Origin of the sequence: Lysinibacillus sp. FSL K6-1151 (assembly GCF_038630755.1) — a bacterium.
Taxonomy (GTDB): domain Bacteria; phylum Bacillota; class Bacilli; order Bacillales_A; family Planococcaceae; genus Lysinibacillus; species Lysinibacillus fusiformis_D.
The window spans coordinates 1,099,659-1,113,225 of sequence record NZ_CP152040.1; the positions used below are offsets into that span (position 1 = coordinate 1,099,659).

Below are 13,567 nucleotides of genomic sequence, written 5' to 3' on the forward strand. Positions count from 1 at the left end.
GAATGATGGATAAATTTTCAATTCATCGTGTACCCTTGCATCCATCTATTCGCACAATACAACCTAAGCCAATTCAATCGCAGCAATCCTTTAAAGCTCATTTACAGGAGGCTGCAAAGCAAGAACTAAAGGTGAGCAAACATGCGCATGAACGGATCATTGAACGTAAAATTGACATCTCTGAACAAGAATGGCAGGTAGTATCGGATAAGGTATTTGAAGCACACTCAAAAGGTGTCAAACAACCATTAGTCTTGATGGATCAAGCAGCTTTAATTGTCAGTGCTAAAAATGCTACTGTCATTACAGCAATGGATCGCACGGAGGCAAAACAACAGTTATTTACAAATATTGATGGCACGATTGTGCTGTAAAGGCTGGACCTTCTTATGTAAGGAAGCCTTGGTGATGCTGATTGATAGAGGCACACCTATAAAAAACGAAGGGAGAACGAAAACTTATGTTACGTTCTATGTATTCAGGTATTTCAGGTCTTAAAAACTTCCAAACGAAGCTAGATGTTATTGGTAATAACATCGCAAATGTTAATACTGTTGGCTTTAAAAAGGGGCGTGTTCTTTTTAAAGATTTAATGTCTCAAACACAAGCTGGTGCATCTGCAGCAACAGCTACACGAGGTGGTGTTAACCCACAACAAGTTGGTTTGGGTTCTCAATTAGCTGCTATTGATACAATACATGGTGGCGGCTCATTACAAGGTACTGGGCGTGGACTTGACTTAGGGATTGAAGGAGATGGCTTCTTCATGGTAGCTGACGCAAATGGAGCTCCAGACCCAGATAGTGGTTTTATTGGCGAAGAAGGTTTCAATAATACCCTATTTACTCGTAATGGTGTTTTCTATATGGATAGCAATGGCTATATAGTAAATGCTGATGGTAAATATCTAGTAGGAGTATCTGCTGGAGAAGAAATTGTTATGGAAACTGATGACGATGGTATCAATCCAGATGAAGCACCAGTCGCTTCTGGAGATGAAGGTGCTAACTTATTTGATGATGATGGTGTACTAGACCCAGACGATGGTGAGGTAGGGCCAATCCGTATCCCAACGACTGCTAAAGAAATTAGCATCGGAGCTAATGGTACGATTGAATATGTGGACCTAAACGGTGATCGTAAATGGGCAGGACAGCTAATTATGGCTAAATTCCCAAATGCGGGTGGTCTTTCTAAGGTTGGAGGAAACTATTACCAACAAACAGCAAACTCTGGTGCTGCCTATGCACAAGTAGCCACTGTTGCAGGGATGGGTAAAGTAGTACCTGGCACAGTAGAAATGTCCAATGTAGACTTATCAGAAGAATTTACAGAGATGATTGTGGCTCAACGAGGTTTCCAAGCGAATACTCGTATTATTACAACATCAGATGAAGTGTTACAAGAGCTAGTAAACTTAAAACGATAATGATTATATAGTTCTTTAATTCATAACAGGTGTTTGATAAAACATATTTTCATATGAGGGAGGGTCGGGCCGGCTCTCACGCTAGACCCGGCCCTATTTCAATGATCGAACTAACACGTCTTAATGGCAAAGCATTTACATTAAATGCTTTATACATAGAAACAGTCGAATCGTTTCCAGATACGACTATTACTTTAACAACTGGAACAAAAGTAATTGTTTTAGAGAGTGAAGATGAGGTGCGACAAAAGGTAACTGCCTTTTATAATAATATACAAATTTTATCCAACCCGCATCTACGAGGTGAAAAAGATGAAGAATAATAAAATGTTAACAATGATTATTATTTTGCTAGTAGCAGTCATACTGATTGGCGTTATTTTATTTGTATTGCTTACACAATTTAATAAGCCAACAGGAGCTGTTGAGCCATCCATTGATGAGATTGTAGAATCCTCTGTGGAGGTACCTGAAATCACGACGAATCTTGCAGATAACAGAGTTGTACGCTTGTCATTAAAAATTCAAACGACAAGTAAAGATGCTGCTACAGAATTAACAAAGCGTGTTTTCCAAGTGCAAAATATTGCCATTCAAGAGCTTTCTGAAATGGAGCAAAAGGATTTAGAGGGTAAGCAAGGGAAACAAATTTTCCAAAAATCATTAAAAACAAGGTTAAATGAATTGATGCAAGAGGGAGAAGTTCAGGAAGTATATTTTACCTCCTTCATCACTCAATAAAACAGAAACTGCTTGAAATGGAGGTGGGCAAATGGCAGGAGATGTGTTATCTCAATCCGAGATAGATGCGCTGCTTTCCGCTATATCAACTGGGGAAATGTCAGCTGACGATATAAAAAAGGAGGACGAGGGACGCAAGGTTAAAGTTTATGACTTTAAACGAGCACTTCGATTCTCAAAAGATCAAATCCGAAGTTTGACCCGAATACACGAAAACTTTGCACGACTATTGACAACCTTCTTTTCTGCACAGCTTAGAAGCTATGTACAGATTACGGTTGCATCGGTAGACCAAATACCATTTGAAGAGTTTGTACGTTCGATTCCGAATATGACACTCATTAATGTGTTTGAAGTGCCACCATTAGATGGTAATATATTGATGGAAATAAATCCGAACATTGCCTATTCCATGTTAGATCGTCTAATGGGCGGTAGTGGGGCAAGTCATAGTAATGTAGATAACTTAACAGAAATTGAAACAAAGATTATGACAAACCTTTTTGAACGCTCATTCGACAATTTACGCGAGGCATGGGAAAATGTTGCAGAAATTGATCCAATTTTAGTGGAGCTTGAAGTAAATCCACAATTTTTACAAATGATCTCACCAAATGAAACAGTGGTCGTAATTTCGTTAAATACGATTATTGGTGAGACAAGCGGTATGATTAACATCTGTATCCCGCATGTTGTGTTGGAGCCTATTGTTCCAAATCTATCTGTTCGCTACTGGATGCAGACAAATACAAAAGAGATGTCTCCAGAGCAAACAAAAATGCTGGAAACACGTGTGAAACAAGCACAATTACCACTTTCAGTTGAACTGGGTCTGTCGGACATTACCATTGAGGATTTCCTTACAATGCAAATTGGTGATGTTATACAATTAGATCAAAAAATCGAAGATCCATTAATACTGAAAGTTGGAACATTGCCAAAATTCACGGTTCAACCAGGTAAGCAAGGCAAAAAATTAGCAATCCAGATTATCGACCCTTTGAAAGGAGGAGACGAAGATGAGTGATGAAATGCTCTCCCAAGAAGAAATTGAAGCGTTATTAAGGGGCGAGACGTTGGAAGATAAAAACAGCGACACTGCAGCTTCTTCAAATGATGAGACTAATGATTTAAGAGTTGAGGATTACCTTGATTCGTTTGCACAAGATGCATTAGGTGAGGTAGGTAACATTTCTTTCGGAAGTTCTGCTACAGCACTTTCTGCGTTATTAGGTCAAAAAGTAGATATTACTACTCCAAGTATTTCCATGATAAACCGTAATAAATTAGAAGAGGAGTTTCCTCATCCTTATGTGGCTGTACAAGTGGAATATACGATTGGTTTAACAGGTATGAATTTACTTGTTATTAAACAATCGGATGCAGCCATTATTGCTGATTTAATGTTAGGTGGCGATGGTTTAAATCCGAAGCCAGACTTAGGTGAAATTCAACTAAGTGCTGTTCAAGAGGCTATGAACCAAATGATGGGTTCAGCGGCAACATCGATGTCGACTGTATTTAATAAAAAAGTGGATATTTCTCCACCGACTATTGATTTAATGAATATTTCACAGGATGAAGGCCGTGACAATATTCCAGAAGACGATTTATTAGTTAAAGTATCCTTTAGACTACGCATTGGTAATTTAATTGATTCAAATTTAATGCAATTATTACCGCTTAAATTTAGTCAAAACATTGTAAAATCTCTTTTAGGTGAAACAGAGTCTATTGAAGAACCAGTAGCTGCAACGATTGCCCCTGAGGCACCATCAATTGCAGCGCCACCAGTTCAACAACAAGCACCTGTAACACCACCACCTGCACAACCAGTATATCAACAGCAGACAGCACCAACGCAGCAACCTATTTATCAAGAGCAACCACAGTTTACGCAACCAGCAAGACCTGCACAACCTGTGAATGTGCAACAAGCACAGTTTGCTAGCTTTGATCCAAATGTAATCTCTCAATCTGAAGCTAGAAATTTAAATATGCTACTTGATATTCCATTGCAAGTTACTGTAGAGTTAGGACGTACGAAACGTTCTGTTAAAGAGATTTTAGAACTATCGAGTGGTTCAATTATTGAGCTAGACAAATTAGCGGGGGAGCCTGTTGATATTTTAGTCAATAGTCGTTTAATCGCTAAAGGTGAAGTCGTTGTTATTGATGAAAACTTTGGTGTCCGTATTACAGATGTTTTAAGTCAAGCAGAGCGTTTAAATAATTTAAGATAGTTTCAATTGGAGGAGTTAACCATGTCTAAAAGAATTTTAATTGTAGACGACGCTGCATTTATGCGCATGATGATCAAGGATATTTTATCAAAAAATGGATTTGAAGTTGTTGGAGAGGCAGCAGATGGCTTACAGGCTGTTGAAAAGTACAATGAATTAAAACCCGATTTAGTAACAATGGATATCACAATGCCTGAGATGGACGGTATTGCGGCTCTTAAAGCGATTAAGGGAACAGATCCAAGTGCAACTGTAATTATGTGTTCAGCCATGGGACAACAAGCAATGGTAATCGATGCAATTCAAGCTGGCGCGAAAGACTTTATCGTGAAGCCTTTCCAAGCAGATCGTGTAATTGAAGCGATTCAAAAAGCACTGGGATGATTGTATGAGAATGTTAAAATCATTTCGTTTCACGATGATTTTCGCATTTCTTGTATCCTTCCTGTTTTTGTACCCGACACCAACTTCTGTTTATGCGGATGCTGATACGAATAGTGTCACTGATTGCATTGAAAACCCAGAAGCTTGTAATGGAGATACTACCGATCCAGCTGCTAAACAAGAAATAAATGTATCAGCAGCTGGAGATATATCTGCATGGGAATACATAAAAATGGTTTTGGCGCTTATTTTTGTTGTAGCTTTATTTTATGGATTGATGAAGTTTTTAAATAAACGAAATTTAAACTTCCAACGTAATCAAATGGTACAAAATTTAGGCGGTTTATCGTTAGGTGCTCAAAAGTCAGTTCAGCTTTTACAAGTAGGTAAATCATTGTATTTAGTAGGGGTTGGAGAAGATGTGCAACTGTTACGTGAAATTACTGATCCTGAAGAAGTTGAAGCATTGCTAGCACTCTATAACGAAAGGCAAGAACTTGCAACAACATCACCGTATATTGCAGAAGTACTTTCTAAGTTTAAGAAAAAAGAGCAAGTGAGTATGCACAATGAACAAAAGCAAGATTCATTTGGCAAACTATTTGAAAAAAAGATATCTGAAATAAAACAGGAGCGTAGTGATGAGATAGAGAGATGGAAGCAAAAGGAGAAGGATGATAAATGAATGATTTAATCAATGTTTTTTCCAATAGCGATCCAACCAACGTCTCTACATCTGTTAAGCTCCTACTGTTACTAACGGTTTTATCTCTTGCACCGAGTATCTTAATATTAATGACATCTTTCGCTAGAATTGTCATTGTCTTATCCTTTGTGCGGACGGCATTAGCGACACAGCAAATGCCACCAAATCAAGTGATTGTTGGTCTAGCACTATTTTTAACGTTCTTTATTATGGCACCAACTTTTCAAGAGGTGAATAAAGAGGCATTACAGCCGTTATTTGCTGAAGAGATTGGTTTAGAAGAAGCATATGATCGTGCTAGTGCACCATTTAAAGAGTTTATGAGTAAGCATACAAGGCAAAAAGACCTTGAATTATTTTTATCTTATAATCAAGCAGAAAAACCAGCATCAGTGGAGGAAATCCCACTAACAATGCTCGTCCCAGCATTTGCTTTAAGTGAAATAAAAACAGCATTTCAAATTGGTTTTATGATTTTTATACCATTCCTTGTCATCGATATGATTGTTGCGAGTACTTTAATGTCGATGGGGATGATGATGTTACCACCAGTAATGATTTCCTTGCCATTTAAAATCTTATTATTTGTTCTGGTCGATGGCTGGTATCTAGTCATGAAATCGTTACTACAAAGTTTTTAGGGGATGATACAGTATGACAGGTGAATTGGTTATTTCCATAGCAGAACGTGCCATTATGATTATCCTTCTAACAAGCGGTCCGCTATTATTAGTTGCTTTAATCACTGGTTTAGCGGTAAGTATCTTTCAAGCAACAACTTCGATACAAGAGCAAACATTAGCATTTGTACCCAAAATTGTCGCTGTCCTAGTGGCCATCGTATTCTTTGGCCCATGGATGTTATCTCAAGTTACTAGCTATGCGAGAGACATATTCGAGAATTTAACACGTTATATAGGGTGAGTCCATGAATGAATTAATTCCACATTTAACGGTTTTCTTATTAGTACTTGTGCGTGTTTCAGCATTTTTTGTTACGGTCCCCTTTTTTTCATATAGGACCATTCCGCCACAAGTCAAAATTACTCTCGCACTGGTATTAGCTTGGATGATGTACTATACAATTGATGTTGAGCCATTGGTCTTCAATGATGAATACATATTATTAGTGATGAAAGAAGCACTTGTTGGACTATTGCTTGGTCTTATGGGCTACATCATCATGTCTGCAATACAAATTGCAGGAAGCTTTATTGATTTTCAAATGGGATTTGCCATTGCCAATATTATTGATCCACAAACAGGTGCGCAAAGCCCATTAATTGGTCAGTTCTTTAATATGCTAGCACTTCTTTTTTTATTAGCGATTGATGGCCATCATATGATTCTGAATGGAATTTACTATAGCTATCAATTTTTACCGATGGATCAATTTCCAAGCTTTGCTAGTGAAAGCTTACCGAAATTTATTATGACGACTTTCACAGCCGTTTTCGCGATAGCATTTCAGATGGCTGCTCCTGTTGTGGCGACCTTATTTTTAGTCGATTTAGCTTTAGGAATAACAGCAAAAACAGTACCGCAATTAAATATTTTTGTGGTCGGTTTTCCGATTAAAATCGGAGTTAGTTTTTTAGTAATGTTTACAATGATGGCTGTGATGATTCAAGTTATTCAAAAGCTCATTACGATTATGATCTACGGTATACGGGATTTAATGGCCATTTTAGGTGGTGGATGATATGAAGCTACTACTAAGTTTAGATATCCAGTTTTTTGCAGGTGAAAAAACAGAAAAGGCAACCCCTAAAAAACGTCAGGATGCTCGAAAAAAGGGGCAAGTTGTAAAGAGTCAAGATATTTCTAGTGCCATTGTCATGCTTATGGTATTTATCTTTTTATTTTTCTTTGCTGGCTCCTTGCGTGATGAATTATTAGCTTTTTTTAGACAAACATTTATTCATAACATACGCATCGAAAAATTAACGATTGATAGTGTGATGCGCTTATTTACAGAAACATTGATACAGATGGCTTTTATTATTGTGCCCATCATGGCGATTGCTTTTGTTGGAGCTCTTGCGGGTAATTTCCTGCAGTTTGGCTTTTTATTTACATTAGAACCAATGAAATTTGATTTAAAAAAGATGGATCCTATTAAAGGGTTAAAAAAAATATTTTCTGTTAAGGCCATTGTTGAACTGCTGAAGTCGGTCTTAAAGATTGGTTTTATAGGAAGTGTCACAACAATTATTATTTGGACAAACCTACCAGAAGTTTTGGCTTTATCTTTTAAAAGTCCATGGATGACGCTCATTACAGTAGGGAAGCTTGTCGGCATAATGGGTATAGCCGCATCTTTAGTTTTACTTTGTGTATCCGTTCTGGACTGGATGTATCAAAAACATGAGTATGAAAAAAATCTTAAAATGTCTAAGCAAGATATTAAAGATGAATATAAAAATAGTGAGGGTGACCCGCTGATTAAATCCAAAATCAAACAACGTCAACGCGAAATGGCGATGCGTCGTATGATGTCAGAGGTGCCGAATGCAGATGTTGTTATCACCAACCCTACTCACTATGCGATTGCCCTCAAATACGATGAGGACAATATGGATGCCCCACGTATCGTTGCGAAGGGGACAGACTTTGTCGCCCAAAAAATTAAGCTGATTGCCAAAGAGCATGATGTCATAATGGTTGAAAATAGACCTTTAGCACGTGCGATGTATGATCAGGTAGAAATTGGTGATCAAGTACCAGAGGAATTTTTTAAGGCAGTAGCAGAAATACTCGCTTATGTTTACCGTATTAAGCGAAAAATTTAAAGCTTTTAAGTAGGAGGGACACAAATGAAAGTTCGCGATATTGGGGTTTTAGGTGCGGTTATTTTAATCGTTGCGATGCTCATCATCCCTCTTCCTCCGTGGATGTTAAGTTTCTTAATTGTCATTAATATTACATTAGGATTAATTGTACTGCTAACAGCAATGAGTATGAAGGAAGCATTGGACTTTTCTATCTTCCCATCGGTCATTTTACTGTTAACCTTGTTCCGATTAGGACTAAGTGTTTCCACAACCCGTGCTATTTTAGCAAATGGCGATGCAGGGTCAGTCGTTGAAACCTTTGGTGATTTCGTAGTTGGCGGGAATGTTCTTGTTGGTTTAGTTGTCTTCTTAATTCTAGTGTTAATTCAGTTTATTGTAATTACAAAGGGCGCGGAGCGTGTAGCTGAAGTAGCAGCACGTTTCACACTCGATGCAATGCCTGGTAAACAAATGAGTATTGATGCTGACTTAAATGCAGGGGTCATTTCCGAAAAAGAAGCACGTGAACGACGTGAAAAGGTATCGGGAGAAGCAGACTTCTATGGAGCGATGGATGGTGCCACAAAATTCGTAAAAGGGGATGCCATTGCCTCAATGGTAATGGTTATTATCAACCTATTATTTGGGATCATTATCGGGGTAGTGCAAATGGGTCTTCCATTTGCAGAAGCAGCAACTCATTTTTCTAAACTAACAGTTGGAGATGGTATTGTATCCCAAATCCCGGCTTTACTTATTTCAACAGCTACAGGGATTGTTGTAACCCGTGCCTCTTCAAAAGGAAGTCTTGGCCAGGATATAACAGGACAATTATTTGCTCAGGCAAAGCTTCTTTATGTAGCTGGTGGAACGATTATCTTACTTGGATTATTTACACCAATTCCAGATTGGATAACGATTCCAATTGGTGCGTCACTCATTACAGGAGCATATATGATGGGGCGTAAGAAGCCAGAGGATGAAGAGGAATTACTTGAAATTGAGGAAGAAGTGGCAACAGATGGCATGAAGAGCCCTGAAAATGTTGTGAATTTATTAAATGTGGACCCGATCGAATTTGAATTTGGTTATGGATTAATACCTTTAGTAGATGCTACACAAGGTGGGGATTTATTAGATCGTGTTATTATGATTCGACGACAGCTAGCATTAGAATTAGGTATCGTCATCCCAGTTGTTCGTATTCGAGATAATATTCAGCTGCAACCAAATGAATATCGTATTAAAATAAAAGGGAATGAAATGGCACGAGGCGAGCTCTTATTAGATCATTATTTAGCGATGAGCCCTGGTGATGATGACTCTATTGAAGGAATTGATACTGTGGAGCCATCATTTGGACTACCAGCGAAATGGATTACGGAGCAAGTGAAAGAAGATGCCGAAATGTATGGTTACACAGTTGTTGATCCACCAAGTGTGGTGTCAACACACTTAACAGAAATCATTCGAGCAAATGCACATGAGTTACTAGGACGCCAAGAGACGAAGCAGTTAATCGATCACTTACGCGAAACACATCCTATTTTAGTCGAAGAATTAACACCGACTCCTTTGTCTACTGGAGAAATCCAAAAGGTACTTGGCAAGCTTCTTCGAGAAAATGTGTCTGTACGTAACTTACCTATAATTTTTGAGACATTAGCAGACTATGCAAAATTAACGAGTGATACAGATATTTTAACGGAGTATGTCCGTCAAGCATTAGCACGTCAAATTACTGCACAATATGTTGGAGATAGTTCAGCATTAAAGGTGATTACGGTGTCAGGTAAAGTAGAAAAAATGATTGCTGATAGTATTCAACAAACGGATCACGGAAATTATTTAGCAATGGACCCTCAAGATTCTCAAACCGTTTTAGAGACTATTGCAGCAGAAGTAGAGCGTGTTTCCTTTATGGAGCAATCCGCTATCATTTTATGCTCTCCAGCAGTTCGTATGTATTTACGACAATTGACGGAGCGTTATTTCCCTCAAATTCCAGTTCTCTCTTATAATGAGCTGGATGCTTCAGTTGAAATTCAAAGTGTTGGGGTGGTGAATGTTCAATGAAAATGAAAAAATATTATGCATCATCCATACCAGAGGCGATGAAGCAAGTGCGGGCAGAATTAGGTGAGGACGCAGTCATTTTAAATTCAAAAGTAGTCATCACAAAGAAATTTTTCGGTATGATTAAAAAGAAAAGTTTTGAAGTGGTCGCGGGAGTTGATGTTATGGAGCCAAGTTATGTGGCTCCAGCACCAGCTGTACTACCTGTAGAAACAAAAGAAAATGCAAGGTTACAAGAGATTACAAATGCTATTCAAGCAAAAGTCCATCAAGAGCCAACACCACATGTTGCAGCAGTGCATGAGGATACTAGCATCTCTGAAGAATTGAGGAAGGAAATTGCAGATTTAAAATCTTTAATGCAATCGATGCATAAAAAGACCACCCAAGCTCAATATCCCGATGAACTCTTCCCCTTCATTGAATACTTAAGACAGCAAGAGCTAAGTGAAGAGCTCATCACAACGATAGGTGATGAGCTTTTTATGCATTTCAAAGAAGCGTCAGAAATAAATTTTTCACAATGTAAATTAATAACGAAAAATTTACTACGTAAGCAGCTAGAGGCCCTTCCTGTCGGAGGATTGTCCTATGAAAGAAAGTATATAAATGTTTTAGGCCCAACAGGAGTTGGAAAGACTACAACGATTGCTAAAATGGCAGCGCGAGCTGTGTTAGAAAAAAAGAAAAAAGTCGGCTTTATTACGACCGATACGTATCGAATTGCTGCCATAGAACAGCTAAAAACATATGCAGGTCTTTTACAGGCTCCAGTTGAAATTGCTTATAATGCGACCGATTTCGAGCAAGCAATCCAAAGTTTATCCCATTTAGATTTGGTGTTTATTGATACAGCAGGTCGCAATTATAAAGAGGTCAAGTATGTGGATGATCTCCAACGTCTCATTAAGTTCGATGATCAAGCAGAGTCTTACTTAGTCCTTGCTATGACAACGAAAGAAAAGGATATGGAGAACATTGTAGACCAATTTAAGCAATTACCAATTGAAAAATTCATTTTCACAAAAATTGATGAAACAAATTCTATTGGCACAATGATCAATTTAATGATTAAATATAATAAAGGACTTGCTTACTATACGAATGGTCAAGAAGTACCAGAAGATATTGAGGAAGCTGATTTAGAAGCAGTACTTAATTTGTTTTTTCAAGGTGAAGAAAAATGAGAGACCAAGCTGAAACATTACGCTTGAAAATGATGAGGCAGCAGGGCGAACTAGGTAGAGCCATCGCAGTTGTCAGTGGCAAAGGTGGAGTAGGTAAAAGTAACTTCACCATGAATTTTGCTATAACCTTGGCCCAAAAGGGAAAAAGAGTTGCCATTGTAGATATGGATATTGGGATGGGGAATATTCATATTTTAATTGGGAAAAATGCTTCTTATAGTTTGAAAGACTATTTAGAAGGAAATAAATTACTAGATGAGGTAATATTTGAAGGACCTTATGATCTAAAGTATATTTCAGGTGGGTCTGGTATGACGAGCGTTCTAGATTGGTCACAAAGTATGTTTGAGCGATTGATTCATGCCTTTGAACAGCTTCAAAAAAACTATGATTATATTTTATTTGATATGGGGGCTGGTGCGACAAATTGGTCATTAGACTTACTGACATCCATTGATGAAATTATTGTCATTTCAACAGCGGAGCCTACTTCTATAACAGATGCGTACTCCATGATGAAATATATTCATGTACGTGATCCAGAGAAGGAGTTTTACATTCTTTGTAACCGTGCTTTTAGCAAAGAAGAAGGAATTGAAACGAATGAACGTTTAAAAATAACGATGAAACGTTTTTTAGACAAAGAAATAACCATTCTAGGTTCATTACCTGAAGATCCAGTTGTGCGTAAGGCTGTGCGTGAGCAAGTACCATTCTCGCTTGCTTATCCAGACGCACTAATATCAAAGACATTACAACTTATAGTCGTTCGTTTTATGGAACATCGTGCAGAGGAAATACACGCACATGAACAAACAGCTAAAAAATTTTTATCGAAACTCAGAAGTATTTTCTCGAAAGGGCGTGATTAATTGGACTTTTTACATAAAAGCAAGCTATTAGTTGTGGATGATTCTGCTTTTATGAGAAAGCTAATTAGTGACTTTTTTGTTGGCAACTCTAAGGTGGAAGTAGTTGGAACGGCACGAAATGGAAAAGATGCGATCAAAAAAATACAGTCGTTGAAGCCAACAGTTGTGACAATGGATATTGAGATGCCTGAAATGAATGGGCTAGATGCTTTAAAAGAAATTATGATTCAATGTCCAGTTCCTGTAATAATGCTCTCGAGTACCACTCAACGTGGGACAGAAAATGCAATAGCAGCAATTGAGAGTGGTGCAGTAGATTTTGTCGCAAAGCCAAGCGGAACCATTTCTCTTGATTTACATAAAATCCAAAATGAGCTTGTTCACAAAGTAGAGCAGGCGGCAATGGTGCCGATTTCCAAACTGAAAAAACCTTCTGGTAGTAAAAAACAACAAGAACCAGTGACAAGAGCGAGTACCGTAGTAAAGGAGCCACAACAGCATGGACGAACACCAACTCTTATGAATGTTGCTGCTAGCAATGTAGCTACATCAAAGCCACTGGTAGAATGGAGTAAAGTTGGAAAGAAAATGGTGTTAATTGGTACATCAACCGGAGGACCTCGTGCACTTCAGGAGGTCATTACTAAAATTCCTAAGTCCATACAAGCACCTATATTAATTGTTCAGCATATGCCAGCTGGATTTACTAAATCACTTGCTACTCGTCTGGATCAGCTAAGTGAAATTGCTGTAAAAGAAGCGGAACAGGGCGATATATTGCAAAATGGAGTAGCTTATATTGCACCGGGTGGTTATCATTTAAAGCTGAGAAAAGTAGGAACGACTTTTGGCATTGTTCTTGATAATCAGGAAGCACCGAGATCAGGCCATCGCCCTTCTGTAGATGTAATGTTTGAAGATGTTAGTCAATATAAGGATTTTGATAAAGTGGCAGTCATTATGACTGGTATGGGCCATGATGGTTCTAATGGACTGAAAGCATTGAAAAAAAGTGGTAATGTCATAGCTATTGCAGAATCAGCCGAAACTTGCATTGTATATGGTATGCCAAAAGCAGCAGTAGAAACGCAACTTGTTGATGAAGTTGCAGATGTAGATGATATTGCACAAACAATAATGAAATATTTGCCTTAA

Annotated in this window: 16 protein-coding genes; all 16 read left to right on the forward strand. The window is 38.1% G+C overall.

The features are described 5' to 3' along the window. The first annotated feature begins 5 nt into the window (after nt 1-5). The 16 genes from MHI04_RS05125 to MHI04_RS05200 all read left to right on the forward strand — a co-directional run bounded on the left by MHI04_RS05125 (nt 6) and on the right by MHI04_RS05200 (nt 13,567). Nucleotides 6-374: a TIGR02530 family flagellar biosynthesis protein gene (locus tag MHI04_RS05125; RefSeq protein ID WP_058843517.1), complete on the forward strand. Its 369-nt coding sequence runs from the start codon at nt 6-8 to the stop codon at nt 372-374. An 86-nt stretch (nt 375-460) separates the two neighbouring features. Beyond that, complete coding sequence (flgG, locus tag MHI04_RS05130) at nt 461-1,429, forward strand: flagellar basal body rod protein FlgG (RefSeq protein WP_036124729.1); 969 nt, start codon at nt 461-463, stop codon at nt 1,427-1,429. A 101-nt stretch (nt 1,430-1,530) separates the two neighbouring features. Beyond that, nucleotides 1,531-1,752 carry a flagellar FlbD family protein gene (locus MHI04_RS05135; protein ID WP_036124831.1) on the forward strand — a complete coding sequence of 74 codons (222 nt, stop codon included), beginning with the start codon at nt 1,531-1,533 and terminating at the stop codon, nt 1,750-1,752. Then, nucleotides 1,742-2,170, forward strand: a complete 429-nt coding sequence (fliL, locus tag MHI04_RS05140) for a flagellar basal body-associated protein FliL (protein ID WP_036124726.1) — start codon at nt 1,742-1,744, stop codon at nt 2,168-2,170. The genes MHI04_RS05135 and fliL overlap by 11 nt, the downstream gene beginning before the upstream one ends. A 31-nt stretch (nt 2,171-2,201) precedes the next feature. Further along, nucleotides 2,202-3,197, forward strand: coding sequence for a flagellar motor switch protein FliM (gene fliM, locus MHI04_RS05145; RefSeq protein WP_036124724.1), 996 nt, complete (start codon nt 2,202-2,204; stop codon nt 3,195-3,197). Continuing rightward, a complete protein-coding gene (fliY, locus tag MHI04_RS05150; RefSeq protein ID WP_058843505.1) occupies nt 3,190-4,413 on the forward strand; it encodes a flagellar motor switch phosphatase FliY in 1,224 nt (407 codons plus the stop codon). The genes fliM and fliY overlap by 8 nt, the downstream gene beginning before the upstream one ends. Before the next feature lie 21 nt (nt 4,414-4,434). Next, nucleotides 4,435-4,797, forward strand: a complete 363-nt coding sequence (locus tag MHI04_RS05155) for a response regulator (protein ID WP_004269288.1) — start codon at nt 4,435-4,437, stop codon at nt 4,795-4,797. Between the two features lie 10 nt (nt 4,798-4,807). Then, nucleotides 4,808-5,482, forward strand: coding sequence for a flagellar biosynthetic protein FliO (locus MHI04_RS05160; RefSeq protein WP_230593865.1), 675 nt, complete (start codon nt 4,808-4,810; stop codon nt 5,480-5,482). Then, nucleotides 5,479-6,144 carry a flagellar type III secretion system pore protein FliP gene (fliP, locus tag MHI04_RS05165; protein WP_036124231.1) on the forward strand — a complete coding sequence of 222 codons (666 nt, stop codon included), beginning with the start codon at nt 5,479-5,481 and terminating at the stop codon, nt 6,142-6,144. Before MHI04_RS05160 ends, fliP begins: the two co-directional genes overlap by 4 nt. 13 nt (nt 6,145-6,157) lie before the next feature. Further along, nucleotides 6,158-6,427: a flagellar biosynthesis protein FliQ gene (gene fliQ, locus MHI04_RS05170; RefSeq protein ID WP_036124229.1), complete on the forward strand. Its 270-nt coding sequence runs from the start codon at nt 6,158-6,160 to the stop codon at nt 6,425-6,427. Nucleotides 6,428-6,431: 4 nt separating this feature from the next. Next, nucleotides 6,432-7,205: a flagellar biosynthetic protein FliR gene (gene fliR / locus MHI04_RS05175; protein ID WP_141903467.1), complete on the forward strand. Its 774-nt coding sequence runs from the start codon at nt 6,432-6,434 to the stop codon at nt 7,203-7,205. A gap of 1 nt (nt 7,206) precedes the next feature. Next, nucleotides 7,207-8,295, forward strand: coding sequence for a flagellar biosynthesis protein FlhB (gene flhB / locus MHI04_RS05180; protein ID WP_036124225.1), 1,089 nt, complete (start codon nt 7,207-7,209; stop codon nt 8,293-8,295). Nucleotides 8,296-8,319: 24 nt separating this feature from the next. Then, nucleotides 8,320-10,353 carry a flagellar biosynthesis protein FlhA gene (flhA, locus tag MHI04_RS05185; protein WP_036124222.1) on the forward strand — a complete coding sequence of 678 codons (2,034 nt, stop codon included), beginning with the start codon at nt 8,320-8,322 and terminating at the stop codon, nt 10,351-10,353. Beyond that, entirely contained in the window at nt 10,350-11,540 is a 1,191-nt protein-coding gene (flhF, locus tag MHI04_RS05190; protein ID WP_058843506.1) for a flagellar biosynthesis protein FlhF, read from the forward strand. Before flhA ends, flhF begins: the two co-directional genes overlap by 4 nt. Then, complete coding sequence (locus MHI04_RS05195) at nt 11,537-12,412, forward strand: MinD/ParA family protein (RefSeq protein ID WP_058843507.1); 876 nt, start codon at nt 11,537-11,539, stop codon at nt 12,410-12,412. Before flhF ends, MHI04_RS05195 begins: the two co-directional genes overlap by 4 nt. Beyond that, nucleotides 12,413-13,567 carry a chemotaxis response regulator protein-glutamate methylesterase gene (locus MHI04_RS05200; RefSeq protein WP_082673691.1) on the forward strand — a complete coding sequence of 385 codons (1,155 nt, stop codon included), beginning with the start codon at nt 12,413-12,415 and terminating at the stop codon, nt 13,565-13,567.

What these genes read in the sequence shown, in the direction of transcription:
- fliL (WP_036124726.1), top strand. Translation starts at nt 1,742, where the DNA reads ATGAAGAATAATAAAATGTTAACAATGATTATTATTTTGCTAGTAGCA.
- fliM (WP_036124724.1), top strand. Translation starts at nt 2,202, where the DNA reads ATGGCAGGAGATGTGTTATCTCAATCCGAGATAGATGCGCTGCTTTCC.
- MHI04_RS05155 (WP_004269288.1), top strand. Translation starts at nt 4,435, where the DNA reads ATGTCTAAAAGAATTTTAATTGTAGACGACGCTGCATTTATGCGCATG.
- flhF (WP_058843506.1), top strand. Translation starts at nt 10,350, where the DNA reads ATGAAAATGAAAAAATATTATGCATCATCCATACCAGAGGCGATGAAG.
- flhA (WP_036124222.1), top strand. Translation starts at nt 8,320, where the DNA reads ATGAAAGTTCGCGATATTGGGGTTTTAGGTGCGGTTATTTTAATCGTT.
- MHI04_RS05195 (WP_058843507.1), top strand. Translation starts at nt 11,537, where the DNA reads ATGAGAGACCAAGCTGAAACATTACGCTTGAAAATGATGAGGCAGCAG.
- fliQ (WP_036124229.1), top strand. Translation starts at nt 6,158, where the DNA reads ATGACAGGTGAATTGGTTATTTCCATAGCAGAACGTGCCATTATGATT.
- fliR (WP_141903467.1), top strand. Translation starts at nt 6,432, where the DNA reads ATGAATGAATTAATTCCACATTTAACGGTTTTCTTATTAGTACTTGTG.
- MHI04_RS05160 (WP_230593865.1), top strand. Translation starts at nt 4,808, where the DNA reads ATGTTAAAATCATTTCGTTTCACGATGATTTTCGCATTTCTTGTATCC.
- flhB (WP_036124225.1), top strand. Translation starts at nt 7,207, where the DNA reads ATGAAGCTACTACTAAGTTTAGATATCCAGTTTTTTGCAGGTGAAAAA.
- MHI04_RS05125 (WP_058843517.1), top strand. Translation starts at nt 6, where the DNA reads ATGGATAAATTTTCAATTCATCGTGTACCCTTGCATCCATCTATTCGC.
- MHI04_RS05135 (WP_036124831.1), top strand. Translation starts at nt 1,531, where the DNA reads ATGATCGAACTAACACGTCTTAATGGCAAAGCATTTACATTAAATGCT.
- fliY (WP_058843505.1), top strand. Translation starts at nt 3,190, where the DNA reads ATGAGTGATGAAATGCTCTCCCAAGAAGAAATTGAAGCGTTATTAAGG.
- flgG (WP_036124729.1), top strand. Translation starts at nt 461, where the DNA reads ATGTTACGTTCTATGTATTCAGGTATTTCAGGTCTTAAAAACTTCCAA.
- fliP (WP_036124231.1), top strand. Translation starts at nt 5,479, where the DNA reads ATGAATGATTTAATCAATGTTTTTTCCAATAGCGATCCAACCAACGTC.